At 32.9% G+C, this 26,075-nt stretch carries 24 protein-coding genes; 19 read left to right on the top strand and 5 right to left on the bottom strand.

Annotated elements, in window-relative coordinates:
• Positions 1-98 precede the first annotated feature (98 nt).
• Genes AMO19_RS04460 through AMO19_RS04450 form a run of 3 tightly spaced genes read left to right on the top strand, consistent with a single transcriptional unit; the run spans position 99 to position 3,041 of the window.
• Positions 99-1,754 (top strand): SulP family inorganic anion transporter, encoded by a 1,656-nt coding sequence (locus AMO19_RS04460; protein WP_075507495.1) that lies wholly within the window; start codon positions 99-101, stop codon positions 1,752-1,754.
• A 3-nt stretch (positions 1,755-1,757) separates the two neighbouring features.
• Positions 1,758-2,756 (top strand): sodium-dependent bicarbonate transport family permease, encoded by a 999-nt coding sequence (locus AMO19_RS04455; RefSeq protein WP_075507494.1) that lies wholly within the window; start codon positions 1,758-1,760, stop codon positions 2,754-2,756.
• Positions 2,757-2,759: 3 nt separating this feature from the next.
• Positions 2,760-3,041, top strand: coding sequence for a P-II family nitrogen regulator (locus AMO19_RS04450; RefSeq protein WP_002805886.1), 282 nt, complete (start codon positions 2,760-2,762; stop codon positions 3,039-3,041).
• Between the two features lie 18 nt (positions 3,042-3,059).
• Here the strand turns inward: AMO19_RS04450 and AMO19_RS04445 are convergent, their stop codons facing one another.
• Positions 3,060-4,016 (bottom strand): NAD(P)/FAD-dependent oxidoreductase, encoded by a 957-nt coding sequence (locus AMO19_RS04445; protein WP_075507493.1) that lies wholly within the window; start codon positions 4,014-4,016, stop codon positions 3,060-3,062.
• 254 nt (positions 4,017-4,270) lie between these two features.
• On the opposite strand from AMO19_RS04445, the gene AMO19_RS04440 reads away from it, so the two are divergent.
• Together AMO19_RS04440 and AMO19_RS04435 are read left to right on the top strand one after the other, a co-directional pair.
• The gene (locus AMO19_RS04440) at positions 4,271-4,585 is read left to right on the top strand and encodes a hypothetical protein (RefSeq protein WP_075507492.1); all 315 of its coding nucleotides are present in this window, start codon (positions 4,271-4,273) and stop codon (positions 4,583-4,585) included.
• On the top strand, positions 4,586-6,253 hold the full coding sequence (locus AMO19_RS04435) for an ABC1 kinase family protein (RefSeq protein ID WP_075507491.1): 1,668 nt from the start codon (positions 4,586-4,588) through the stop codon (positions 6,251-6,253). It abuts the gene before it with no gap.
• 4 nt (positions 6,254-6,257) lie between these two features.
• Here the strand turns inward: AMO19_RS04435 and eno are convergent, their stop codons facing one another.
• Entirely contained in the window at positions 6,258-7,550 is a 1,293-nt protein-coding gene (gene eno / locus AMO19_RS04430; protein WP_075507490.1) for a phosphopyruvate hydratase, read from the bottom strand.
• A gap of 260 nt (positions 7,551-7,810) precedes the next feature.
• Here eno and AMO19_RS04425 point away from each other — a divergent pair, with 260 nt between their 5' ends.
• From AMO19_RS04425 to AMO19_RS04380, 10 genes are all read left to right on the top strand, one after another.
• Complete coding sequence (locus tag AMO19_RS04425; RefSeq protein ID WP_075507489.1) at positions 7,811-10,576, top strand: ATP-dependent Clp protease ATP-binding subunit; 2,766 nt, start codon at positions 7,811-7,813, stop codon at positions 10,574-10,576.
• Positions 10,577-10,637: 61 nt separating this feature from the next.
• A complete protein-coding gene (secE, locus tag AMO19_RS04420) occupies positions 10,638-10,880 on the top strand; it encodes a preprotein translocase subunit SecE (RefSeq protein WP_011817698.1) in 243 nt (80 codons plus the stop codon).
• 52 nt (positions 10,881-10,932) lie between these two features.
• Positions 10,933-11,544 carry a transcription termination/antitermination protein NusG gene (gene nusG / locus AMO19_RS04415; RefSeq protein WP_075507580.1) on the top strand — a complete coding sequence of 204 codons (612 nt, stop codon included), beginning with the start codon at positions 10,933-10,935 and terminating at the stop codon, positions 11,542-11,544.
• A 67-nt stretch (positions 11,545-11,611) separates the two neighbouring features.
• Positions 11,612-12,037, top strand: a complete 426-nt coding sequence (gene rplK / locus AMO19_RS04410) for a 50S ribosomal protein L11 (protein ID WP_075507488.1) — start codon at positions 11,612-11,614, stop codon at positions 12,035-12,037.
• Positions 12,038-12,103: 66 nt separating this feature from the next.
• Complete coding sequence (rplA, locus tag AMO19_RS04405) at positions 12,104-12,811, top strand: 50S ribosomal protein L1 (protein ID WP_029968747.1); 708 nt, start codon at positions 12,104-12,106, stop codon at positions 12,809-12,811.
• Positions 12,812-13,001: 190 nt separating this feature from the next.
• A complete protein-coding gene (gene rplJ / locus AMO19_RS04400) occupies positions 13,002-13,529 on the top strand; it encodes a 50S ribosomal protein L10 (protein ID WP_075507487.1) in 528 nt (175 codons plus the stop codon).
• 28 nt (positions 13,530-13,557) lie between these two features.
• Positions 13,558-13,953 (top strand): 50S ribosomal protein L7/L12, encoded by a 396-nt coding sequence (rplL, locus tag AMO19_RS04395; RefSeq protein ID WP_011817694.1) that lies wholly within the window; start codon positions 13,558-13,560, stop codon positions 13,951-13,953.
• Between the two features lie 47 nt (positions 13,954-14,000).
• On the top strand, positions 14,001-14,720 hold the full coding sequence (rnhA, locus tag AMO19_RS04390; protein WP_075507486.1) for a ribonuclease HI: 720 nt from the start codon (positions 14,001-14,003) through the stop codon (positions 14,718-14,720).
• A gap of 6 nt (positions 14,721-14,726) precedes the next feature.
• Positions 14,727-15,896, top strand: coding sequence for a quinone-dependent dihydroorotate dehydrogenase (locus AMO19_RS04385; protein WP_075507485.1), 1,170 nt, complete (start codon positions 14,727-14,729; stop codon positions 15,894-15,896).
• Positions 15,897-15,913: 17 nt separating this feature from the next.
• Positions 15,914-17,038 carry a pyridoxal phosphate-dependent aminotransferase gene (locus AMO19_RS04380; protein ID WP_075507484.1) on the top strand — a complete coding sequence of 375 codons (1,125 nt, stop codon included), beginning with the start codon at positions 15,914-15,916 and terminating at the stop codon, positions 17,036-17,038.
• Here AMO19_RS04380 and AMO19_RS04375 read toward each other — a convergent pair.
• Positions 17,017-18,108: a UDP-N-acetylglucosamine--N-acetylmuramyl-(pentapeptide) pyrophosphoryl-undecaprenol N-acetylglucosamine transferase gene (locus tag AMO19_RS04375; protein ID WP_075507483.1), complete on the bottom strand. Its 1,092-nt coding sequence runs from the start codon at positions 18,106-18,108 to the stop codon at positions 17,017-17,019. The two genes, AMO19_RS04380 and AMO19_RS04375, sit on opposite strands and share 22 nt — an antisense overlap.
• A 41-nt stretch (positions 18,109-18,149) precedes the next feature.
• On the opposite strand from AMO19_RS04375, the gene AMO19_RS04370 reads away from it, so the two are divergent.
• A complete protein-coding gene (locus AMO19_RS04370; RefSeq protein ID WP_075507482.1) occupies positions 18,150-18,875 on the top strand; it encodes a hypothetical protein in 726 nt (241 codons plus the stop codon).
• 1 nt (position 18,876) lies between these two features.
• On the opposite strand, the gene AMO19_RS04365 is transcribed toward AMO19_RS04370, so the two are convergent.
• On the bottom strand, positions 18,877-20,085 hold the full coding sequence (locus AMO19_RS04365; RefSeq protein ID WP_075507481.1) for a phosphoglycerate kinase: 1,209 nt from the start codon (positions 20,083-20,085) through the stop codon (positions 18,877-18,879).
• A 212-nt stretch (positions 20,086-20,297) separates the two neighbouring features.
• On the opposite strand from AMO19_RS04365, the gene ylqF reads away from it, so the two are divergent.
• A complete protein-coding gene (gene ylqF, locus AMO19_RS04360; RefSeq protein WP_075507480.1) occupies positions 20,298-21,170 on the top strand; it encodes a ribosome biogenesis GTPase YlqF in 873 nt (290 codons plus the stop codon).
• Positions 21,161-22,120, top strand: a complete 960-nt coding sequence (locus AMO19_RS04355) for an RluA family pseudouridine synthase (RefSeq protein ID WP_075507479.1) — start codon at positions 21,161-21,163, stop codon at positions 22,118-22,120. Before ylqF ends, AMO19_RS04355 begins: the two co-directional genes overlap by 10 nt.
• Here AMO19_RS04355 and AMO19_RS04350 read toward each other — a convergent pair.
• Positions 22,113-23,711, bottom strand: coding sequence for an ABC transporter ATP-binding protein (locus AMO19_RS04350; protein ID WP_075507478.1), 1,599 nt, complete (start codon positions 23,709-23,711; stop codon positions 22,113-22,115). The genes AMO19_RS04355 and AMO19_RS04350 overlap by 8 nt on opposite strands.
• Before the next feature lie 54 nt (positions 23,712-23,765).
• Here AMO19_RS04350 and AMO19_RS04345 point away from each other — a divergent pair, with 54 nt between their 5' ends.
• Entirely contained in the window at positions 23,766-26,075 is a 2,310-nt protein-coding gene (locus AMO19_RS04345; protein ID WP_075507477.1) for a RelA/SpoT family protein, read from the top strand.

Genomic DNA, 26,075 nt, shown 5'->3' with positions numbered 1-26,075 from the left:
AGTTACAAAAATATTTTGCACAAACTTCATTTTTCACAAATTTACGTCATAAAGAGATAATATCTTTTAGTTAAGTATTTATTTTAAGGAGAGTATCTTTGAAAATAATTAATGGATTTCATCTAAAGAATGTAAGAGGAGATATTCTAGGAGGGATTACAGCCGCAGTGGTGGCTTTACCTCTCGCTCTCGCTTTTGGAAATGCTGCGTTAGGACCTGGCGGAGCAATTTATGGACTATATGGGGCAGTAGTAGTTGGTTTTTTAGCAGCATTGTTCGGTGGAACACCTGCTCAAGTTAGTGGACCTACCGGTCCTATGAGCGTAACTGTTGCTGGCGTAGTAGCAGGCTTAGCAGCAGTGGGGGTTCCAAGAGATCTCTCAGCAGGACAAATTTTACCTTTAGTGATGGCAGCGGTAGTCATTGGTGGCTTACTGCAAATATTATTTGGGATTCTAAAACTAGGAAAATATATTACTCTAGTTCCATATTCTGTTGTGTCAGGATTTATGTCTGGTATTGGAGTTATAATCATCGCACTTCAGATTGGACCATTACTAGGTATTAGCACTCGTGGTGGGGTAGTCGAATCTTTATCTACTGTATTTTCAAATTTCCAGCCAAATGGCGCTGCTATTGGAGTGGCAGTAATGACTCTAGGTATAGTATTTCTAACTCCTAGAAAGATAAGTCAATGGGTTCCTTCTCCTCTATTAGCCTTATTGATAGTAACTCCAATATCAATTTTAATTTTTGGAGACGGAGCTATTGATAGAATTGGAGAAATTCCGAGAGGAGTTCCATCTTTAAATTTTCCAAGTTTTAATCAATATTTCCCAATTATTTTCAAGGCAGGGTTAGTCCTAGCAGTGCTTGGCGCTATTGACTCCTTACTGACATCTCTAGTAGCAGACAATATCTCTCAAACAAAACATAATTCTGATAGGGAACTTATTGGTCAAGGAATAGGAAATGCTGTAGCAGGTCTGTTTTCAGGTTTACCTGGAGCAGGAGCAACCATGAGAACAGTTATAAATGTTAAATCTGGAGGATCAACTCCCATTTCTGGTATGGTTCACTCAGTTGTATTGTTGATAGTTTTAGTTGGGGCTGGACCTTTAGCTGAGCAAATACCAACTGCATTGCTAGCAGGAATTCTTATAAAAGTAGGCCTAGATATTATTGATTGGGGATTCTTGAGGAGGGCTCACAAATTATCTTTAAAAACATCAGTAGTAATGTACGGCGTACTTTTAATGACTGTTTTTTGGGATTTAATTTGGGCAGTTTTAGTCGGTGTATTTATAGCAAATATGCTCACTATTGATTCAATAACCGAAACTCAACTAGAGGGTATGGATGAGGATAATCCTTTATCAAAAGATGATCAAGCAAAAAATGCATTGCCTGCTGATGAAAAAGCACTTCTGGATAGATGTTCAGGAGAAGTAATGTTGTTTAGACTAAAAGGACCACTTAGTTTTGGAGCAGCTAAAGGAATATCTGAAAGAATGATGCTCGTAAGAAACTACAAGGTTTTGATATTAGATATCACTGATGTACCAAGACTTGGAGTCACGGCGACTCTCGCAATAGAGGATATGATGCAAGAAGCAAAAAATAATTCCAGAAAAGCATTTGTTGCTGGTGCAAATGAAAAAGTGAAGGATAGATTAGCTAAGTTTGGAGTTGAAGGCATTATTGAAACAAGAAAAGAAGCCTTAGAAACTGCTCTAAATGAAATAGCTTCGTAATGTATGGAAATAAATCCAATTCTGCAAAATGTATTAGCCCCGCCAGTTCTTTTCTTTTTGATTGGAGCAACATCAGTACTTTTTAAATCTGATTTAGAAATACCAGCTCCATTACCTAAACTTTTCTCCTTATATCTGCTCCTAGCTATTGGGTTCAAAGGAGGTATAGAGATACAGAAAAGCGGGTTTACAAATCAAGTATTGCCTACTTTAAGCGCTGCAATACTGATGTCACTAGTAATCCCTTTGATTGGATTTTTAATTTTAAGATTTAAGTTTGATGTCTTTAATTCAGCCGCAATAGCAGCAGCATACGGTTCAATTAGTGCTGTTACATTTATTTCCGCAGAAAGTTTTTTAGAAAGTCAAAAAATAGCTTTTGATGGGTTTATGGTTGGCGCCTTAGCTTTAATGGAATCTCCTGCAATCATTGTTGGATTATTACTTGTGAAATTTGCAGCTCCAAAAAATAGACCAAAATCAAGAAAAATGCATCTAAGCGCAATATTACACGAATCACTTTTGAATGGATCAGTTTATTTATTGCTTTCAAGCTTAATTGTGGGATTTCTGACTGCTTCCAGTAATCCCTCAGGAATTGCAAAAATGGAGCCTTTTACTGGACAATTATTCTATGGAGCAGAATGCTTCTTCTTATTAGATATGGGAATAGTCGCTGCTCAAAGATTACCAAGATTGAAGAATGCGGGTTCTTTTTTGATTGGGTTTGCTATTTTCATGCCTCTATTTAATGCATTTATTGGTGTTTTCGTTGCAAGATTTTTATCTTTAGGACCTGGCAACGCACTTTTATTTGTGGTTTTATGTGCAAGCGCCTCTTATTTAGCAGTTCCTGCAGCGATGAGGATGACAGTTCCAGAGGCTAAATCTAGTTATTATATTTCAACTACGCTAGGTCTAACTTTCCCATTCAATATAGTTCTTGGCATTCCCATATATATGAGTTTAGTAAATACCATTATCCCACTTTCCCCTCTATAAAAAATGAAAAGATTAGACTTGATATTTAGTGAAAGAGAACTAGATGCAATCATTAAAACATTAGAAAAAGCTAATGTTCCTGGATATACCGTTATGAAACACGCCACAGGCAGAGGTCCTGAAAGAGTTGTTACTGAAGATATGGAATTTACAGGATTAGGAGCAAATGCTCATGTAATTGTTTTTTGTGAGCAAGAATTAATAGATAAAATGAGAGATAACATCAGGGACGATTTAAGCTACTACGGAGGAGTAGCTTATATTTCTGAAGCAACACCTCTTTAAATTTAAGCAGAAATTTTTTTAAGAATGAATCCAATCTACTCTTATATTTTTTCTACTATTTAAGTATCTATCAATTGACATCGCGGCAATACATCCATCAGAAGCTGCAACGACTGCTTGCTTAAATGGTGTATTTCTTATATCTCCAATAGCCCATACTCCATCAGAGTTTGTAGACATAAAGTCATCCACGATTACTCCTCCGTCTTCTTTTAAAGCAATTTGATCACCTAAAAAATCAGTAATCGGCTTTGAACCACTCATATAGACAAAGACTCCATCTAAATTTAAATTGATAGGATTTTCTTCTTGCTTATTTTTTACAACAACCCCATTTACACCCATTTCATCACCCAATATTTCCAATAATCTTGTTCTACTCCAATGTTTTATATTTGAATTATCCATCAATTCCATAGCTTCTTCATTATCTGATTTAGGGTCACTTGATGTAATCCAATGCACAGTTGATGCAAATTTAGTTAGAACAGTTGCCTCTTCAATTGCCTCCTTATTCACTCCAACAACGGCAACTTCTCTATTTTTATAAAAAGCCCCATCACATGTAGCACAATAACTTACTCCTTTACCAAGAAAATCCGCTTCGCCCTTAAATGATGCAGGCCTACCCATTGCACCACTTGCCAGTACAAGTGCTTTAGCTTTGAAAGTGCCTTCGGGTGTATAAACCATTTTCCATTCTCCACTAACGTCTATTCCAAACACTTGTGCTCTTCTATAGTCTGTACCATATTGCACAGCTTGTTCTCTCATTAGAGTAAGTAATTTCTCCCCACTTATATCAACCGGAACACCTGGATAATTAGCTATTTGATGGGTTATTGCTAAGGCTCCAACAGATGGATTTTTATCTAAAATTACTGTCTTTAAGTTTGAACGAGATGTATAGAGTGCGCAAGTACATCCGGCCGGGCCTCCTCCGATAATAACTACATCTGACTCAATGATTTCCAATTTAATAAAACTCCTTTTTAGTAGTTAATTAGATGCGCTCTTGGTTAGAAGAAATCTTAAATGTAAATACCTAACCATGTTTATAAATATAAGTTAAAAGAAAAAAGAGAAAAAAGCATAATATAGAAACAAACTTACATAGGAAAAACATAAAAAATTTATTATCAAAATATTCTGTTACCTGAAATGTTCTGTATTGATCTATTATTAGTTCATATCGAAAAAACAATTGCCGTAGAAACAATATATTGTTTATGACCAACTCTGACTACCTTTTAAAAGCTGCCATTAAGAAAGTAACTGAAAAATTAAACGAGATATTAGTTGAAAAAATTGAAGAAGCAACAAATATTGCTCAGGATGCTCCAGAAATTCTCAAAAAAGAATTTGATAGTTTGAAAGAATCCATAATCGAAGAAGCCTCAAGGATGGAAAAAGCGGAAAATATTCAAGATAATGAGTCCTCAAATACTTATCAAGATTCCAAAATAAAAAAAGTTTTAAATGAAATTGAGGGTATCAATAAGCAAATTGATCTCCTTAATAAAACTATAAATAATCAAAATTAAATGAGTTATCACATTTTTCATTATCGCTTAAAAAAATTGAAGAGGGCCTTTGTCATTTGGATAACTCTGATTTCGCTTTTAATAAATTTGTGGATAGATAATATTAGATTTACAATTTTCCAAACTAAGAGTGATGAAAAAAGTAGGGTCCAAAATAAAAGAGCTAGGTGGTTTACTAATCAATTAATAAAGCTTGGATCAGCATTTATTAAAATTGGACAATTATTATCAGCGAGGCCTGATTTAATTCCTAATACCTGGATACAGGAATTATCTAAATTGCAGGATCAAGTTCCTAATTTTTCATTTGCGCAAGTTGAAGAAACTATAAGAGATGAACTAGGATCGAAGTTTCATGAAATAGATCAAATAATATTTGATCCGGTTGGATCAGCATCATTAGCTCAGGTTCATAGGGCGACTTTAAAAGATGGTAAGAAAGTAGTATTTAAAGTTCAAAGACCCAATTTAAAAGAATTATTTATTATCGATTTGGGCATAATGCAGCAAATAGCAGGATTGTTGCAGAAAAATAAGAATTGGAGTCGAGGTAGAAACTGGGTTGAGATTGCTAAAGAGTGTAGAAAAGTTCTCATGAAAGAGCTTGATTTTAATTGTGAAGCACAATATGCAGCAAGATTTAGACAGCAATTTCTTGACGATGACAATGTTGAAGTTCCTGAAGTAATTTGGGATATGAGCAGTGAAAAAGTCCTTTGCTTAAGTTATGTAGAAGGAACAAAAATAAGCGATTTAGAAAAATTACGATCTCAAGAAATTGATTTATCTAAAATTGCAGAAATAGGTGCAATCAGCTATTTAAAACAATTAGTAAATTACGGTTTTTTTCATGCAGACCCTCATCCAGGGAATCTAGCAGTTTCAAATGAGGGTAAATTGATTTTTTATGATTTTGGAATGATGGGCAATATCTCAAATAATCTTCAAACAAGATTAGGGGGAATGGTTAAGGCTGCTGCTTTAAGAGACTCCTCATCACTTGTTAGTCAATTACAACAAGCTGGACTAATTTCAAAAGATATTGATGTAGGACCAGTCAGAAGATTAGTCAGATTGATGCTGAAGGAAGCCTTAACCCCCCCATTTAGTCCAAATATTATTGAAAAATTATCTGGAGATTTATACGAACTTGTTTATGAAACGCCATTTCAACTACCAGTAGATTTAATCTTTGTTATGAGAGCTTTATCAACTTTTGAAGGAGTTGGTAGAATGCTTGATCCAGGGTTTAACCTTGTATCAGTTACCAAGCCTTATTTAATAGAACTTATGACCTCAAATAATCAAACTCCCAACGATTTAATTAACCAATTTGGAAGGCAAGTAGGTGAACTAGGATCAAAAGCGGTTGGGATTCCCAAAAGAATAGATGAAAGTTTAGAAAGATTAGAACAGGGCGATTTACAATTACAAATAAGAATGGGAGAGTCTGATAGGCAATTCAAAAAAATGTTTACTGCTCAAAAAACTTTAGGCCATTCAATTCTCATAGGAAGCTTATCAATTGCATCTGCTTTACTTGTAACCAACAAACAAAATAATTTTGCATTGTTGCCACTTTTTTTTGCACTACCAATTAGTATTGATTGGATAAAGTGCCAATTAAGTATGAGAAAAGGCTCACGTTTAGAAAAACTTAAGCGCTAAAAAACTATATATTTTTGGGACCTAAACCTAGAGCTCCAGCGAATCTTGCTTGATTTCCTAATTCCTCCTCAATTTTTAAAAGCCTATTATATTTTGCAATCCTTTCACTTCTGCTCAAAGAACCAGTCTTGATCTGACCCGATCTTGTGGCGACAGATAAATCTGCAATTGTTGTATCTTCAGTCTCACCACTTCTATGACTAATAACACTTGTGAAACCAGACATTTTAGCTAACTCAATAGCTTCCAAAGTTTCAGTTAATGTTCCAATTTGATTTACCTTTATTAGGATTGAATTGGCAGATTTTTCTATAATCCCTTTCCGTAATCTTTCTGTATTAGTAACGAATAAATCATCACCTACAAGCTGAACTTTATTCCCTAATTCTTTGTTTAATTCTGACCAACCCTCCCAATCATCCTCAGCTAAACCATCCTCTATTGAAACTATGGGATAATTAGACACTAATCTTGAAAGATATGAAATCATTTCAGAACTATTTAAATTTTTACCTTCATATTTATAAATACCATCACTATAAAATTCAGTACTAGCAGCATCTAAAGCTAAAGATACCTGTTCACCAGGCTTAAATCCGGCTTTTTGAATTGCTTCTAATAATAAGTCCCCTGCTTCTTCGCTTGATGACAAATTCGGGGCAAATCCACCCTCATCGCCTACAGCAGTAGATAGACCTTTTTGATCAAGTAATGATTTTAATGAGTGAAAAATTTCAGTCCCCATTCTTAATGATTCACTGAAATTATTAACTCCATGTGGAACAAGCATAAATTCCTGAAAATCAAGACTATTTGGTGCATGAGCACCACCATTTATTACATTCATCAATGGGACTGGAAGAAGATTGGATAATGGATCTCCAAGATATCTATATAGGGGAATGTCTAAAGCATTTGCTGACGCTCTAGCAGTTGCAAGACTTACTGCAAGGATTGAATTTGCTCCAAGGTTAGACTTATTAGGAGTTCCATCAATTTCAATCATTAATTTATCTACTGTAGTTTGATCTAAAGATGACAAACCACATAAAGCAGGCGATATTGTTTCATGAATTTTATTAACAGCATTCAAAACGCCTTTCCCCATATATTTCGAACCACCATCTCTTAATTCATGTGCCTCATGAGCACCAGTGCTAGCTCCGCTGGGAACAATTGCTCTACCACTTGCACCACATTCCAAAAATACTTCTGCCTCCACAGTTGGATTACCTCTTGAATCAAGGACTTGCCTTGCTTCAACAGTATCAATAAGAAAATCAATAGTTTCTTTCACAATTTAATTATTACTATTTAAATCCTATTAATAGCTGAACTATTTGGCTAATATCTGAAATATATTTGTTAACCAACTATAATTTGAAATTTTATAAGAGCTTAGATATTATTTAACGTTTTTTTCATTCTAAAGTTACCGCAAATCCTCTCATCAAAATAATTTTCAAATTCATCTTACAATTTGAAAATTTTTGGATGATTATTAATGCAGATCCTATTTAGAATATTAATTAATAATCAACTATAGTTTTATAGTTTATGAGAGAAACACTTACATCCAGTCCTGAACTATTTAGTGATATTAGTTGGAATCTTCTTTTATTAGGGGAAGCAACCGCAAAAAAATGGGATCATAGCGAATTTAATATTGAACACATAATTCATACATTGTTCTCATCAAGTGAATTCTTTGCCTTCGTTGAAAAATTATCAATCGACCAAGATACAGTTTTAGACATAACGGAAGATTTTTTAGAAGAGACACCAACAAATGAGTCAGATATTTTTACTATCGGAGAAGATTTAGAAATTTTATTAGATAACGCGAATCAGATTAAGACTCAATGGGGATCGAGATTAATAGAAATCCCTCATTTACTAATTGCTCTTGGAAGAGATTTAAGAATTGGAAATTATGTTTTTGAAGAAGGAAACCTTTCGATGGAAAAATTAGAAGAAGAATTAAAGTTTTTCCCAAATATTAATCAAACAAAAGATTCTTTTAATTATGGGAATGTAATTGAAATAAATAATCAATCTAATTTTGAATCAAACATCGCTACTAACGAGACTTTTGTAAAAGAAGAAAAATTAAAAAAAGCTATTGTTCCATTACCGAAAAGTGAACTTCAAATTGAAACCAAAAAACAAGTTGGAAAAGATGAAAATGCTCTTTCAATTTATGGAAAAGATTTAACAGAATCAGCTAAAAAAGGCTTACTGGATCCTGTTTTAGGAAGAGAAAATGAGATCAATAATTTAATGAGAATACTCTGCAGAAGAAACAAAAATAACCCTATACTTATTGGCAATCCTGGAGTTGGTAAAACCTCAATTGCAAAATTACTTGCTCAATTAATCGTAGACAAAAAAGTTCCTGATACTTTAAAGGACTTAAAAATTATTTCACTTGATTTAGGTGCATTAGTTTCTGGGACCAAATTTAGAGGTCAACTAGAGGAAAGACTAAGCTTAATAATGCAGGAACTAAATAATCCAAACCAAGGAATGATTCTATTTATTGATGAAATTCACTCAATATTAAGTTCTGACAGATCTTCTACCGACATCAGTAATATCTTAAAACCTTTACTAGCTGAAGGAGAACTTAGATGTATAGGTACAACAACACCTGAGAAATTTCGTGAAACTATTGAAAAAGATCAGGCATTAAATAATTGCTTTCAAAAGATAGCTGTTAATGAACCTTCAGTAGAATTAAGCGCAAAAATAATACAAGGGATCAAAAAGAAATATGAATCACATCATGGCATAAAAATTTCTGAAGAGGCTGTAAACTATTCTGCAAAATTAGCCGACAGATACATCAGCGATAAATGTCTCCCTGATAGTGCAATAGATTTAATTGATGAAGCAGCTGCACAGTTGAAAATCGAGTCTAATAATATGCCACAAATCATTCTCCAACAAGAAAACAAACTTAATACTATTGATGAAAAATTGAATAATTTGCAAGGAGAAAATATCGAAGCTCAAGAAAAACTATTGAATAATAGACAACAAACAGAGGCAAAATTGAACGTTCTTTTGGGAAATTGGAACAATTTACGTGAAGAAATGGAAGAATTATCTATTTTAATGAAAGAAGAAGATAAGCTAACCAAACAAATTAAAGATAAATCAAATCGCAAAATTGAAAATGATCTAGATTATTTAGAAAAGCTTGAAGAGGAGTTAAATGAAATAGAGAATGACATACAAAAACTTGAAGAGAACTTTAATAAAATAAAAAAAAATAGAAATTTCCCTTTTAAATATCAAGTTGAACCTGATGATATTGCAGATGTTATATCAAAAATCACAGGTATTCCAATTTCTAAAGTAGTTTCAAATGAACGTAAGAAATTAGTCAATCTAGAAACAGAACTAAGTGAAAAAGTTATTGGACAAGAAAAAGCCATAGAAGCTGTTTCTGCTGCAATTAGAAGAGCTCGAGTTGGTATGAAAAGTCCCAAAAGACCTATTGGATCTTTTTTATTTATGGGTCCTACTGGTGTTGGTAAAACAGAATTAGCAAAATCTCTTGCAAGAGTTTTATTTGATGAAGAAGACGCACTTTTAAGATTAGACATGAGTGAATATATGGAGAAAAATGCCGTAGCAAGACTTTTAGGAGCTCCCCCAGGTTATGTTGGTTATGAAGAGGGAGGTCAATTAACTGAAGCTGTAAGACGTAAACCCTATTCAGTAATACTTCTTGATGAGATAGAAAAAGCACATGCAGAAGTATTTAATGTCCTTCTGCAAGTCTTAGATGAGGGAAGATTAACGGACTCTCAAGGAAGGACCGTAGATTTCAAAAATACGGTAATCATTATGACAAGTAACCTAGCTGGTAAATCTATACTGGAGTATTCACAAAAGATTTCTAAAAGTGAGGGAAAGTTAGAAAAAGATCAACAAACTCTAGATGATTCCATTAGTAATGCATTGTCTTCAATTTTTAGACCTGAATTTTTAAATAGAATTGACGAAGTGGTAAAGTTTGATCCATTGTCTATTGATGAACTTCGAAAAATAATCATTCTACAAACAGAAGATTTAAAGAACCTGCTACTTGAGCAGAAAATAAATATCGCTATAGACAAAAAAGTTATCGATAAAATTGCAAACGATTCTTACGAACCTGAATATGGTGCTAGGCCACTTAGCAGGGAACTTAGAAGACAAATAGAAAATCCCTTGGCTGCAAAACTTTTAGAGGATAACTTCAAAAATAAAAAAAATATAACAATTAAACTAAACCCTGCTAAAAAAGATGAGATCGTTTTCAAACCTAGCTGAGGAGTAAATCAATAAGCTAAAATAAAAAATAAAGCATAAAGCTTAATTTCAAAAAAATTTTGTGACAAGTCCTACTACTAATAAAGAACCTCTTAAAAAGGATTCTCCTGAAGTTGAAGAGCCTAAAAAAAAGAATAATTTTTTTAGATCTACCTACGATGAACTTAAACTTGTCGTGTGGCCTAACAAACAACAACTTTTTAGCGAATCAGTAGCAGTTATAATTATGGTATCTTTTTCTGCTGCAGCCATTGCTTCTGTTAGCAGATTCTATGGATGGGCAGCTTCGCAAATTTTTGGTTGAATTATCTCCCGAATATCCATTGATAAACATTTTAATTAAGCTTCCAGAAAAAATGAGTAATGAATTAACTACAAACCTTGCTTCTTCAAAAGCAAATACAAACATCGCAAGATGGTATGCAGTTCAAGTAGCATCAAGCTGTGAAAAAAAAGTAAAAGCGACTCTTGAGCAGAGATCGGTAACTTTAGGTGTTAATAATAGAATCATTGAAATTGAAATCCCTCAAACTCCAGGAATTAAATTAAAAAAAGATGGAAGCAGACAAACTACTGAAGAAAAAGTTTTCCCAGGTTATGTCCTCGTAAGAATGATTTTGGATGAAGATACAATGATGGCTGTTAAAAGTACTCCAAATGTAATTAACTTTGTTGGTGCTGAAGACGGTAGAGGCAGCGGAAGATCGCGAGGTCATATCAAACCTCGACCATTATCAAGACAAGAAGTTAATAGAATCTTTAAGCGCGCATCAGAGAAAAAAGCTGTAATCAAATTAGATATTGAAGAAAAAGATAGAATCATTGTAACTAGCGGTCCATTCAAGGATTTCCAGGGAGAAGTTATAGAAGTTTCCGGAGAAAGAAATAAATTAAAAGCATTACTTTCAATATTTGGGCGCGAGACTCCTGTAGAATTAGAATTCTCCCAAATCAATAAACAAAATTAATTTCTAATTGTTCTTGTTTATCGAGTAAAATTATGATTTTCTACTCCAGCTTAAATTCTCTAATCTAATGGCAAAAAAAATTGTTGCAGTTATCAAGCTTGCTCTACAAGCAGGCAAAGCAAATCCTGCTCCTCCTGTAGGGCCAGCTTTAGGACAACATGGTGTCAATATCATGGCATTTTGCAAAGAATACAACGCAAGGACACAAGATAAAGCAGGTTTTGTAATTCCAGTCGAGATTTCTGTTTTTGAAGATAGAAGCTTTACTTTTATCACAAAAACACCTCCTGCTTCCGTCTTAATAACAAAAGCAGCTGGTATAGAGAAAGGTTCAGGTGAATCTGCAAAAGGCTCTGTTGGGAATATAAGTAAAGCTCAATTAGAGGAAATAGCCAAAACTAAGCTTCCTGATCTAAACTGTTCTAGTGTTGAATCAGCAATGAAAGTAATTGAGGGTACTGCTCGTAATATGGGCGTCTCTATCACTGAATAAGTTCAATACACAATTTCACACTATTTAGGGGAGGTTAGTCAATAACCGTTTGCACCCAATATTATTATGAAAAAACTATCTAAAAGAATGGCGGCTCTATCAACAAAGATAGAAGATCGCATTTACGCACCACTTGAAGCTCTTAGTATTATCAAGGAAAATGCTAATGCAAAATTTGATGAAACTATTGAAGCACATATACGTCTAGGTATTGATCCAAAATATACTGATCAACAATTAAGGACCACTGTTGCATTACCGCATGGTACTGGCCAAAGCATCAAAATTGCAGTAATTACAAGCGGTGAGAATGTATCGAAAGCTAAGGCTGCTGGTGCAGATTTATTTGGAGAAGAAGATCTTGTAGAAAGCATCAACAAAGGAAATATGGAGTTTGATCTACTCATTGCAACTCCAGATATGATGCCAAAGGTTGCAAAATTAGGAAGAGTTTTGGGACCTAGAGGTTTAATGCCTAATCCTAAAGCTGGGACAGTAACTAATGACATTGCTAATGCAATAAAAGAATTCAAAGCTGGTAAGCTCGAATTTAGAGCAGATAAGGCTGGAATCGTTCATGTCCGCTTTGGAAAAGCAAGTTTCACAAAAGAGGCTCTTTTTGACAACTTAAAAACCTTACAAGAATCAATTGATAAAAATAAACCAAGTGGAGCTAAAGGAAAGTATTGGAAAACTTTTTATGTAACTTCAACAATGGGGCCTTCAGTTCAATTAGACATAAATGCTGTACAAGATTACCAACCTGAAGGTTAACGCTTTGTAGTATAATTTAAATTGCAATAATACGGCCAAAGAAAGTAGGTTGATTTAGTTATTCTAAATTTTTAATTCCTACCGAGGACTCGTCTTAAATTATTTCTTTTTGGATCTAATAAAAGCGGCCTCTTTAAAAGAACTTTGCCGCATTTCCTGCTCTCCCTAAATTACGATCCAAAAAACATCAATGGGCCGAACACTAGAGAATAAGCAAAAAATCGTTACTGAGATTAAATCTCTTTTAGACGACTCGGAAATGGCTGTAGTTCTTGACTATAAAGGTTTAACTATCAAAGAGATGTCAGATTTGCGATCTAGATTGCAAACGACTAACGGCATCTGCAAAGTTACTAAAAATTCATTAATGCGCAAAGCTATTGATGGAGATAGTAATTGGAATGATCTTGAATCTTTACTGTCCGGAACCAATGCTTTTGTGTTAATTAAAGAAGATGTTGGTGGTGCTGTAAAAGCAATCCAATCTTTTCAAAAAGACACCAAAAAATCCGAGACCAAAGGAGCTTTATTTGAAGGCAGACTTCTTAGCGATTCTGAAATAAAAGAAATTGCAAGTCTTCCATCTAAAGAAGTATTGATGGCAAAAATTGCTGGCGCTCTAAATGGCGTAGCAACAAAAATTGCGATCTCTATCAATGAAGTGCCTTCTGGAATTGCTAGATCACTTAAACAACATTCTGAAAAATCAGAATCTTAAATCAAAACCCTAATTAACTTTTAAGAAAATGTCCGCAAAAACTGAAGAAATTCTTGAATCATTAAAATCTTTATCACTTTTAGAAGCATCTGAGCTTGTAAAGCAAATTGAAGAGGCTTTTGGTGTATCTGCTGCAGCTTCTGCAGGTGTAGTAATGGCAGCTCCAGGAGCAGCTGGCGGTGACGCAGATGGTGGCGCTGCTGAAGAAAAAACTGAATTTGATGTAGTTCTCGAAAGCTTTGATGCAGCTGCAAAAATCAAAGTACTTAAAGTTGTAAGAAATGCAACTGGTCTAGGTCTTGGCGATGCAAAAGCACTTGTTGAATCTGCACCAAAAACAGTAAAAGAAGGAATTGCCAAAGCAGATGCTGAATCTTTAAAAAAAGAGATTGAAGAAGCTGGCGGTAAAGTTACACTTAAATAAGAGTACATTTTTTCAAGCCGATAACCTTAATATCGGCTTCAAAAATTATGAATGGTGATAGTATTGCGATTGAAGCCGCAACAGATGGAGCTTGCAGTGGTAATCCAGGCCCAGGTGGTTGGGGCGGTTTAATAATTTTTGAAGATAACAGCGAATTAGAAATAGGTGGTTCCGAGCAAAATACTACTAATAATAGAATGGAACTCACTGCGGCTATAAAAACTCTTGAGAAATTAAAAACCTACAAATTAAAAGAGAACTTTAAACTAAGAACTGATAGTAAATATGTCATAGAGGGTTATACAAAATGGATTATTAATTGGAAGAAAAATGGATGGAAAACAAGTTCAGGGAAACCAGTTCAAAATCTTGATCTATGGCAAAAAATTGATCAATTAAGAATTAATGGCCTAATAATGGAATATGTTAAAGGTCATAGCGGAGATAAACAAAATGATAGGGTTGATAAAATTGCAACTAATTACAGCAAAGGTATATCTATAGAAAGTAACTTAAAAAAAGTAGAATCCTCAGTTGATTTTTTTGAAAAAAATGCACCCGCAGAAATTCAGGAATTATTTTCCCGCAATGAATTAATTCAAAAATTTGCAGAAAAAAAGTACCTGTTAAGTTCACCTGAACTAGAAATCTTATTAGGTAATGAAAACCACTTAAAGATAAAACAATATTCACTTTTTGAATGGCGTAATTGGAGATTGATTCCTAAAGATAAAAAATATTGGATAATAGAAAAAAAAGAAGCCTAATTTTTTATGAATGATCAGAAGGGGGGATTTAAAAATCTTTATAAAAACTTGATTACCCCTGTATTAAAAAAAGACTCTGGAATTGATGCAGAATACTTAACAAATTTATCTCTTAGTCTCCTATCATTCAGTTCAAGAAAATATAATTGGCCTATAGTATCTTCTATCTTAAAAAATCTAAATGAAGAATTTTCTGTAGTTGATAAAAGGTTAAATCAGAACATATGTGGAATAAATTTTTGTAATCCAATTGGTTTAGCTGCGGGTTTCGACAAAAATGGAAATGCTGCAAATGTATGGAAAGATTTTGGTTTTGGATTTGCCGAACTTGGTACAGTAACCAAATTTGCTCAGAATGGAAATCCCAAACCAAGGTTGTTTAGATTGGCGGAGGAAGAAGCAGCATTAAATAGAATGGGTTTTAATAACAATGGTGCTGAAAATCTAGTTAAAAACTTTGTAGAACAAGGAATTGAGTTTAAAAAAAATAGAAAGAATATTTGTTTAGGGATAAATTTTGGCAAGTCTAAAATTACAGATTTATCTCAAGCAAAAGATGATTATTTAACTTCTCTAAAATTATTAATTCCATATTGTGATTATGCAGCAATAAACGTAAGTTCTCCAAATACTGAAGGACTAAGAAAGTTGCAAGATCCGATTCTTCTAAAAGAACTTCTTAGAGAAATTAAAAACTTAGCTAATTGTCCACCATTATTTGTAAAAATTGCGCCAGATTTAAGCCTTAAAGATATTGAAGATATTTGCCAGTTAATAATTGAGGAAAATATCGATGGGATAATTGCTACTAACACCAGCATAGATAGATTAGGTCTTGAAAATAGGAAGATCATTCAAACAGGATTATTACTTTCTGAAGAAAATGGAGGATTAAGTGGAAAGCCTCTACAAAAAAAAGCAAATCAAATAATAAAACATATTCATAATATTGATAAAAAAATTATTTTAATTGGCGTTGGAGGAATAGATAGTCCAGAGTCGGCTTGGGAAAGAATTTGTTCTGGAGCATCATTAATTCAACTTTATACGGGATGGATATATAAGGGGCCACAATTAGTCCCCAATATACTGGCAGGTATTTTAAAGCAACTCAATAAACATCAATTATCTAATATAAAAGAGGCCATTGGATCAGATTTAAAATGGGTTAAATAAAAATTAGAAAATAAATAATGAACAATCCGAAAACTAATGATTACTCAACATTAGCCATGCAAATATCAAACTTAAAGCATGGAGGGAATGTATATGCAAATGCAAAAAAATTAAATTTATTACCCTCTGAAATTATTGACGCAAGTGCCTCTTTAGTACCGTTTGATCCACCTCAAATACTAATAGATTCATTAAATGCTGGAATTAAGAATCTTGGATTTAGATATTACCCAGAGAGAAACTTGAATGATCTGAAAGAAATAATCGGTAAATTTCATGGGATAAATCCAGACAATATACTTCCTGGAAATGGAGCTTCTGAACTAATAACCTGGGCAGGTTATGAAGCATCCAAATTTGGAATAAGTTGTATTCCTTCTCCCTCATTTGTTGATTATGAAAGATCTTTAAATTGTTGGAATAGCAATTTTATACATTGCGAATTACCAAAAAACTGGAATGATATTTTTCCTCAACCATTTCCTCTGCATCCAAAAGGTGATGTTATTTGGATAACAAATCCACATAACCCTACTGGCCAATTATGGGAAAAGAATTCATTGAAGGAAGTTGTCAAAAAGTATAAATTAGTTATCTGTGATGAAGCTTTCTTATCTATAACACCTAATGGAGAGAAAGAATCTTTAATACCATTAACCCAAAGATTTGACAATTTATTAGTCTTGAGAAGTTTAACCAAAATCTTCAATATTCCTGGTCTTAGATTAGGTTACGTTATTGGCTCATCGCAAATACTAAAAGAATGGGAAATAAATAGAGATCCTTGGCCTTTAAATTCATTTTCTATTAAAGCCGGAATTGATCTACTAAGTAATAAGAAATTCTATGAACAGTGGACAAAACAGATTCACAGCTGGATAAATATTGAAAAAAAAAGAGTATTTGAAAAATTATCAAAAATAGAGAACCTTAAAGTTCATAACTCTTCAACCAACTTTTTTTTAATAGAAAGTAAAAAATCCTTGTCGCCTAATATAAAATACTTAGAAAATAAGGGAATATTGCTTAGAGAATGTACTTCATTTAGATTTCTGGATGAAAAGTGGGCAAGAATAAGTTTGCAGAGTAGGAAAAATAACACTCTTTTATGTAAAGAAATTCAGAATTCCTTTAAAAAATAATTAAAAAATTTCCTAATCTCAATTTTAGATTTGATTTTATTATTATTTTCCATATTCTTCTTCATAATATCTAAAATTTCATAGTAATATTTTCCATTTTTTGATTTTCTCTTAAAAATTCTTTCTATAGTTTCTTCAAAAACTTCTTTAGAAATTTTACTTTGATTCATTAAAACTGATCCTCCACTTTCAGCAAGAATCATTGCATTTTTTTCCTGGTGATTATTTTTAGAATAAGGAAATGGAATTAAAATTGAAGGTTTTTCAGTTTCTATAAGTTCATTTATTGTTCCTGCACCAGATCTCGATATTACAAGATCACAGTTTTGAATCAAAGCTGCGATTTCATTAGTAAATTTCTTTTGAACATAATTATTGGAATTTTTTACATTAAAGGATTGTTGATTACATTCGCCAATAATATGAACTATCCGAAACTGTTTTTTCATTAAAAATTCAAGAGATTCGTTAAGAATTTGATTTATAGCTTTTGCTCCTTGGCTACCTCCCATAACAATTAAAAGAGGTCCTTTTCCTTTTGGGACCCATTCTGGCAAGGGATGGGATTTATAGAATTGATCTCTTAAAGGAGTCCCAGTGAAAATAGTTTTACAATTTCTTAAATAAGAATTTGTTTTCTTAAATCCTAGAAAAACATAGTTACACAAAAAACCAAAATATTTCGTGACCATTCCTGGAATTAAATTTGATTCATGAATAATGACAGGTATACTGAGTAGTTTTGAAGCAACAATAGTAGGGGCAGATATATAACCTCCAGTCGTAAAAACCAAGTTAATTTTTTTTTCTTTTAAGATCTTAATTATTTGGAAAGTTGACATTAAAATTTTTATATATTGATAAAACAAAAAAATATTTTTTCTTGGTGTCTTTAAATTCAAAGTCTTCAAATTATATTTTTGGGGAATCAAATTAGCATCAAGTCTTTGCTGAATACCCAACCAATGAATATTCCACTCATCTTCCACCTCTTTAGAAACTGCTAAAGCTGGAAAAATATGGCCTCCTGTTCCACTAGCTGCAACTAATAAATTATTTTTTTTAGACATAAAAACTTAAATTAGTAGAATGAAAATAATAAATGATAAATATGTTGAATTTAAACTTATTCAGAAATATAGGATTCCCTCTCTACTTATTTGTTTATCTCATTCTCCCATATTCAGCAATAACGCAAACTTTAAAACTTGATTTTATAAGAAATTTAGAAACCTCATTAAATAAGCGAGACTTAGAGTTTATTAAAAAAAATTTTAGAAATGATGAAAACCAAAATATTCCAAAACAATTTTCAAAGATTATTAATGATTTCCCTAACAGCAAATGGAAGATCAAAAGATTAAAATCTAATATTCCAGATGAAGATATTTTGCGAATAAAAGTTTCTGGGGAAAAAATAGTTAACGGAGAAATATATATACTCGAATCCAAATTTGATTATTTATTTTCAATAGTAAATGGAAAAATAAGTGAAGGGATTATCAAAAATTTATTCACCACAATAAGAAACGATAATAAAAAAATAGATATTAGTTTTAAAATTCCTGATAGAGTTCTTACTGGTTCAAAATACGATATCGATATAATTCTAAATAAGCCTCTTGAAGAAGTCATTATTGCTGGAGCTATAAAACCTCATCAAGTTAATTCATTGTTTGAACAAGAAATATTATTGGAACCATTGGCGTCTGGAGGGATTTTTAAAATTACAAGAGCCCCTTCAAAACCAGGGATGCAAATTTGGTCAGGAATCATAGCTCATCCTGAGGGAATGATTACTTTCACAAAGAGCATTGATATTGTTGATGAGATATAGCCTAAGCATCGTTTAACGCAGCCACACCTGGTAAAGTTTTACCTTCTAAAAGTTCCAAACTAGCCCCACCTCCGGTAGATATATGAGACATTTTCTCTGCTAAACCTGCTTTTTCAACTGCTGCAACTGAATCTCCACCACCAATTATTGTACAAACTTCAGAAAAAGCACTTAAGTCCGCAAGAGTCGTAGCTATTGCATTTGTACCATCTGCAAATTTATCAAATTCAAAAACTCCCATTGGACCATTCCAAATAATTGTCTTACATTCTGCAAGAGCATTCTGAAAAACTTTAATAGAATCTGGACCAATATCTAGACCCATCCAATTCCCACTAATTGCATCAATTTGAGATATTTTACTATTGGCGTCAGGAGAAAATTCATCAGCCAAAACAACATCAGTGGGTAATAATAACTCTACTCCTTTTGCTTTTGCTTTTGCTTCTAAATCTTTAGCAAGCTCGAGTTTATCTTCTTCTACAAGGCTCTTTCCGACATCTAAACCTCTAGCTTTATAAAAAGTGAAAATCATACCTCCACCAATCATGATTTTGTCACACTTATCTAGTAAAGAATCGAGTACTCCTATTTTGCTACTAACCTTTGACCCTCCAACTATTGCTGCCAATGGACGATTTGGGGAATCTACTGCTCCTTGTAGGTATTTCAATTCTTTTTCTAAAAGGAATCCAGCTACTGAAGGACTTAAATAATTTGTAACACCCTGAGTTGAAGCATGCGCTCTATGAGCAGCACCGAAAGCATCATTTACATACATATCTGCATGTGATGCTAATTTTTCAGCAAACTCCAGGTCGTTCTTTTCCTCTTCACCCAAAAAACGAACATTCTCAAGTAAAAGAACATCTCCATTAGATAAGCTATTTGATTGTGCAACTGCTTCATCACCAATACAACTGTTAGTAAGAGCAACATTTTGCCCCAACAATTCACTTAATCTTGCTGCTACTGGAGTTAATCTCATTTTTTCGTTTACCTGACCCTTCGGTCTACCAAAATGAGCAGCTAAAATGACTTTTGCAGAATGATTAATAAGATATTCAATAGTTGGGATCGCTGCACGAATACGCGTATCGTCGGTTATTTGACCGTCTTCATTTAATGGAACATTAAAATCTACTCTTACAAGAACTTTTTTTCCTTCTAAATGTGTCTTATCAAGACTGGAAAGAGATAATTTTGACATTAAACAAGCTGTATTTATAATCTAAAGACCCTAACGTTAATTTGGGCTTATTGGGTTAAAAAGTAGTTACTGTTACCTATGCCTTAATAAATTTTAAGAATTAACGATTATAAAAATTTTTAGTTATTAAATTTATACTAAAATTTAGAAGTAAATACTTTTGAAAGTTATAAAAACTAAAAGGAATACAAAATTTTATTTGATTTATTGAAGTGGACATACCCAAAATCCAATGGTACCCAGGCCATATCGCAAAAGCAGAAAAGAAATTATCTGAAGTTATCAATAAAGTAGATTTAGTTATAGAAGTTAGAGATGCACGAATTCCTTTGTCAACAGGACATCCTCACTTAAATAAATGGATAAATAATAAAAAACATATTCTTGTCATTAACAGATCAGATATGATCTCCCCGAATACAATCAATAGTTGGAATAAATGGTTTAATTCAAAAGATCAATATCCTCTTTGGTGTGATGCTAAAAGAGGAATAGGGATTAAAGAAATTTGTAAGTCAGCCAAAGATTCTAGGTCGTCAATCGACGATAGAAGACTCTCTAGAGGAATGCGAATTAGGCCAATTAGAGCCCTTACACTTGGTTTCCCAAACGTAGGAAAGTCAGCATTAATTAATAGAATTGCAAAAAAAAGAGTTGTAGATAGCGCTAGGAAAGCAGGCGTGACTCGAAATTTAAGATGGATAAAATTAGAAAGTGGTATAGATCTGCTAGATGCTCCTGGTGTTATACCTCCAAATTTAGAAGATCAAAAATCAGCACTTAATCTTGCACTGTGTGACGATATTGGAGAAGCTGCTTATGAAATAGAGAGCGTCGCAATTGGATTTATCAAAATTATATCCACTCTCAACAAAGATAAGAATGCGAATATCTCAGTTAAACAAATATCTAACAGATATGGAGTTGATATTACCAAAGGCTTTAAGAGTCCTTCTGCTTGGATCAACGAAGCAGCTTCAAAACATACCTCAGGTGATAAAAGGAGAATGTCTCATAAGTTATTGGAAGATTATAGAAATCAAATGCTGGGTAAAATTGCTTTAGAAGTCCCACTATGGAATTAAATAATCAAAACTCTTTCGGCATTGGAGAAGGTGAGCTTATAGAAATTATTTATGAGCTACCTCTTCCTATGAGGCTAGACAGATGGTTGGTAAGTAAAAGGCCAGAACAAAGTAGAGCAAGAATTCAACATTTTATAAATTCAGGTTTAGTACTTGTAAACTATAAGACTGCGAAAGCAAAGACCCCATTAAAAAATGGCGACAATATTCAAATATGGATGCCTCCTCCAGAACCTCTTGTTTATTTGAAACCTGAAAAAATGGATTTAAATATCCTTTTTGAAGACGAGCACATCATAGTAATTAATAAACAATCAGGACTAATTGTTCATCCAGCCCCTGGACACAAATCTGGAACTTTAGTGAATGGATTACTTTTTCACTGTAAAGATCTACCTGGAATTAATGGGAAACTAAGACCTGGGATTGTTCACAGATTAGATAAAGATACCTCCGGATGTATGGTTGTTGCAAAAAGCCAAGAGGCATTAGTAAATCTCCAGAAACAAATTAAAGAAAAAATAGCATCACGCGAATATATTGCAGTAATTCATGGAGCACCGAATTCTGAAGAAGGCCAAATAGTGGGAAACATTGGCAGAGATAAATTAAATAGATTGAAATATAAAGTAGTTGAAGAAACTTCAGGAAGGTATGCCTGTACCTATTGGAAATTAGAAGAAAGATTTGGCAATTACTCATTAATGAGTTTCAAACTAGATACGGGGCGAACACATCAAATAAGAGTTCATTGCGCTCACATTAATCATCCAATTGTGGGTGATCCATTATATGGAAGATGTAAAAAATTACCCTGTAAATTAGATGGCCAAGCTTTACACGCCATCAAGCTTGGACTTATTCATCCAATAAATGGTGAAGAAATGATATTTGAATCAGAATTACCATTAGATTTTCAAAAATTACTAAGTGTTCTTAAAGTTAAATAAGATTTAAAGAGGAATTTAGAAGCGATTTTGTATACGGGTTTTGAGTTTTAGTGAATATTGTAGAACTTTCTCCTTCGTCAACTATCTTTCCATTATTCATAACTAGCAACCTATTACAAAATCTTTTAGCGATGCCTAAATCATGGGTAATAAAAATAATCGTTAAATTCATTTTTTCTTGAAAGACTCTTAGTAATTCAAGAATCTCTATTTTTACTGAAGCATCCAACATATTCACACTCTCATCACAAATTAAAATTTTTGGCTTCAACAATAGCGCCCTGGCCAATGAAATTCTTTGCAATTGACCACCAGATAATTGGTTAGGATAAGAATTAAAAAAATCATTATTTAAGGGAAGATTTAAATTTCTTAACATTAATCTTATTTCTTTTTTGATTTTTCTTTTATCTGAAATTTTTTGAATAAAAAATATATCTTCCAAAATATTTTTAATCGTCATTTTCGGATTCAAACTTGAAAAAGGATCTTGAAAAATAATTTGCACTTTATTGTTCTTTTTAAAAGATTTATTTTTTTTCGATGCATGATTTTTATCATAAATTTTGATTTCACCACCTCTTACTTTAAGAAGTCCAATTAAAGCCCTACATAATGTACTTTTACCACTCCCTGAAGAACCAACTATTCCAAGAGTCTCATTCTCATATAACTTGAAACTAACTTCATTTAAAGCCTTATTCCATTTATTCTTGAAAATTGAAGAATTTAATTTATACCAATGTCTTAGGTTATTTACCTCTAGAACGACCTCATCTCTAGCATTATTTTTAGTATTTGGTTCTAATACTATTTTTGAAGCATTTACTAACTTTTTCCCGATATCTGATTTTGGTGATTGAAAAATATCTAATATATTCCCTTTTTCAACAATCAATCCCTTTTCAATTATTGCAACTTTTTTACACCACTTTGCTGCAAGATTAATATCATGACTAATTAAAATTAAAGTTGTATCAAATTCATTACATAGATGAATTATTTCTTGCATAATTTCAAAACTTGTTTTGGTATCTAAGCTTGTTGTAGGTTCATCAGCTATTAATAATTTAGGTTTCAAAGCAAGTGCCATTGCTATAGAAACTCTCTGTCTCATTCCGCCGCTAAATTGATGTGGGAAAGAATCAAGTCTACTTTCTTCAATTCCGACTTTTTGAAAAACTTCTCTTACTAATTTTTTAATAGCTAAAGATGATTTAGTTTGATCATGTGTTTTAAATAATTCATATAAATGATCCCCAACTCTCATTAGCGGATTAAGTTTTTTTATAGAGTCTTGATAAATAAATCCAAAATTCTTTCTTCTAAATAATTGTGCATCTTTATTGTTTATTTTCCTAGGATCTACATTAGAAATCGATAGATACCCTTTAGAAGTGGCCTTTGCAGGCAATATATTTGCTAATGTTTTTGCAAAAGTGGTCTTTCCACATCCAGAAGGTCCTATTATGGCCAAATGATCTCCACTATCTATTTCCAAATTAAAATTTTTGATAATAGGTTGCTGTTTTAAACCATATTTAACAGTAAGATTTTTAACTACAATAATTTTTTCTTTATTTTTTTCCATGATTTATAGCAAATTTTTCTAGACATAAATAAAATACATCTAAAGCAATATAAAATGTCCGAGGCAGCTGCAAATTCAAAAGAAAAAAAAGAAATTGAAGTTTCCAAAACTATTTTGCCTGAAAACAAAAAATATGAAAGTGAATCTTTGAATTATCAAATAAACATTCCCGATTGGCTTCTAAAAGATATTCATAATTTTGAAAAATCAAATAAAGAAAATGATGAGAATCAAAACCTTATAGTAAAGGCTTTTAAACTTGCTTATAAAGCTCATGATGGACAATTCCGTGCGAGCGGCGAGCCATACATTATCCACCCGGTCGCTGTTGCAAATCTCCTTAAAGAAATAGGTGCTAGTTCATCTGTTATTGCTGCAGGCCTTTTACATGATGTAGTTGAAGATACTGGCATTGATTTATCCGAAATAGAAACAAATTTTGGATTAGAAGTAAAAATACTTGTAGAGGGTGTAACAAAATTAGGCGGCATTCACTTTAACAACAGGACTGAAGCACAAGCTGAAAATCTTAGGAAAATGTTTTTGGCTATGGCCAGCGATATCAGAGTTGTCTTAGTTAAACTTGCAGATCGACTTCATAACATGAGAACAATTGAATGGCTAAATGATGAGAAAAAACTAAGAATAGCGAGAGAAACAAGAGAGATTTATGCACCATTAGCTAATCGACTAGGAATAAACAGATTTAAATGGGAATTAGAAGATTTAGCTTTTAAATTCCTAGAGCCTAAAGAATATCTAGATCTTAAAGATCAAATCGCCGTTAAAAGAAGTGATAGAGAAAAAAGATTAAAAGTAACTTTAAATCTTATGAAGGAAAACTTGATTTCAGCGGGTTTGAAAAATTTTGAAATAACAGGAAGGCCAAAACATCTTTATGGCATCTGGAGCAAAATGGAAAGACAACAAAAGCATTTTCACGAGATTTATGATGTTGCTGCCCTAAGAATTATCGTGGACAATTCAGATAGTTGTTATAGAGCTTTAGCAGTTGTTCATGATACTTTCAAACCAATTCCAGGTAGATTTAAAGACTATATAGGATTACCAAAACCCAATGGATATCAGTCCTTACACACTTCTGTGATTGGAAGACATCGACCTATTGAAGTTCAAATTAGAACTACTTCGATGCATCAAATTGCTGAATATGGTATTGCCGCTCATTGGCAATATAAAGAGGGGGGTTCTCCTGCTAAAAGTAATGCCGAGAGATTTAATTGGCTAAGACAATTAGTAGAATGGCAACAAGAAGGTAATGAAAGGGATCATAATGATTATTTAGCTTCAATTAAAGAAGACTTATTTGATGAAGAAGTATTTGTAATCACTCCAAAAGGAGATGTTGTTGGTTTAAGGAAAGGATCTACCGCGATAGATTTCGCCTACAGAATCCATTCTGAAGTTGGAAATCACTGTAATGGAATAAGAATTAATGAAAAGCTTTCTCCATTATCTACAGCACTTCAAAATGGTGACTTCATAGAAATTTTGACAAGTAATAATGCTACTCCAAGCTTGGATTGGCTGAACTTTGTAGTTACGCCAACTGCTAAAAATAGAATTCGCCAATGGTATAAGAAAAGCCATCGTGATGAAACGATTAAAAGAGGTAGAGATTTACTTGAAAAAGAGGTAGGTAGAAACGGTTTTGAAGCATTACTTTCTAGTGAAGCCATGAAAAAAGTTGCGAATCGATGCAATTTAAAAACTACTGAAGACCTTCTTGCATCTCTTGGTTTTGGTGGTTTAACTTTGCATCAAGTATTAAACAGACTAAGAGAAGAAATAAAATTACAAACAGAAGATGTAAAAAATGATTCTGACTCTGAAATAGCAAAATCTCTTAAAAGTAATAATAATTTATCCACTAATCAATCTAATACAGCAGCTAAATCACCAATTTCCGGGATAGAAGGTCTTGATTACAGAATAGGTAAATGCTGTTCCCCACTCCCAGGCGAGGATATTATCGGAACTGTGTCGCTCGGCAACCATGGGATAACTATACATAGGGAAGATTGTGAAAATGTAATACCAATTCCAATAGAGAGAAGATTACCTGTCGGTTGGAATCAAGATAATAAAACTGGCGATAATAAGTTTCCAATTCAGCTACGAATAGAAGTAATTGATCGAGTTGGAGTTCTTAAAGATATTCTTATGCGGTTATCTGATAAAGGTATTAACGTTAGTGATGCCAATGTTAAAACTGCTTATGGTAAACCAGCTATTATAAATCTTTGTGTAGGTCTTGAAAGTTATAATCAACTTCACAAAACAATTGAACAAATTAAATCAATGGCTGATGTTTTAGATATTGCCAGAGTTGGACAAAGTTAA

This window comes from Prochlorococcus marinus, from assembly GCF_001180245.1.
Taxonomy (GTDB): Bacteria; Cyanobacteriota; Cyanobacteriia; order PCC-6307; family Cyanobiaceae; genus Prochlorococcus_A; species Prochlorococcus_A marinus_F.
Note: the sequence above shows the minus strand (reverse complement) of the source record. Positions and strands in the feature narration are given on the sequence as shown.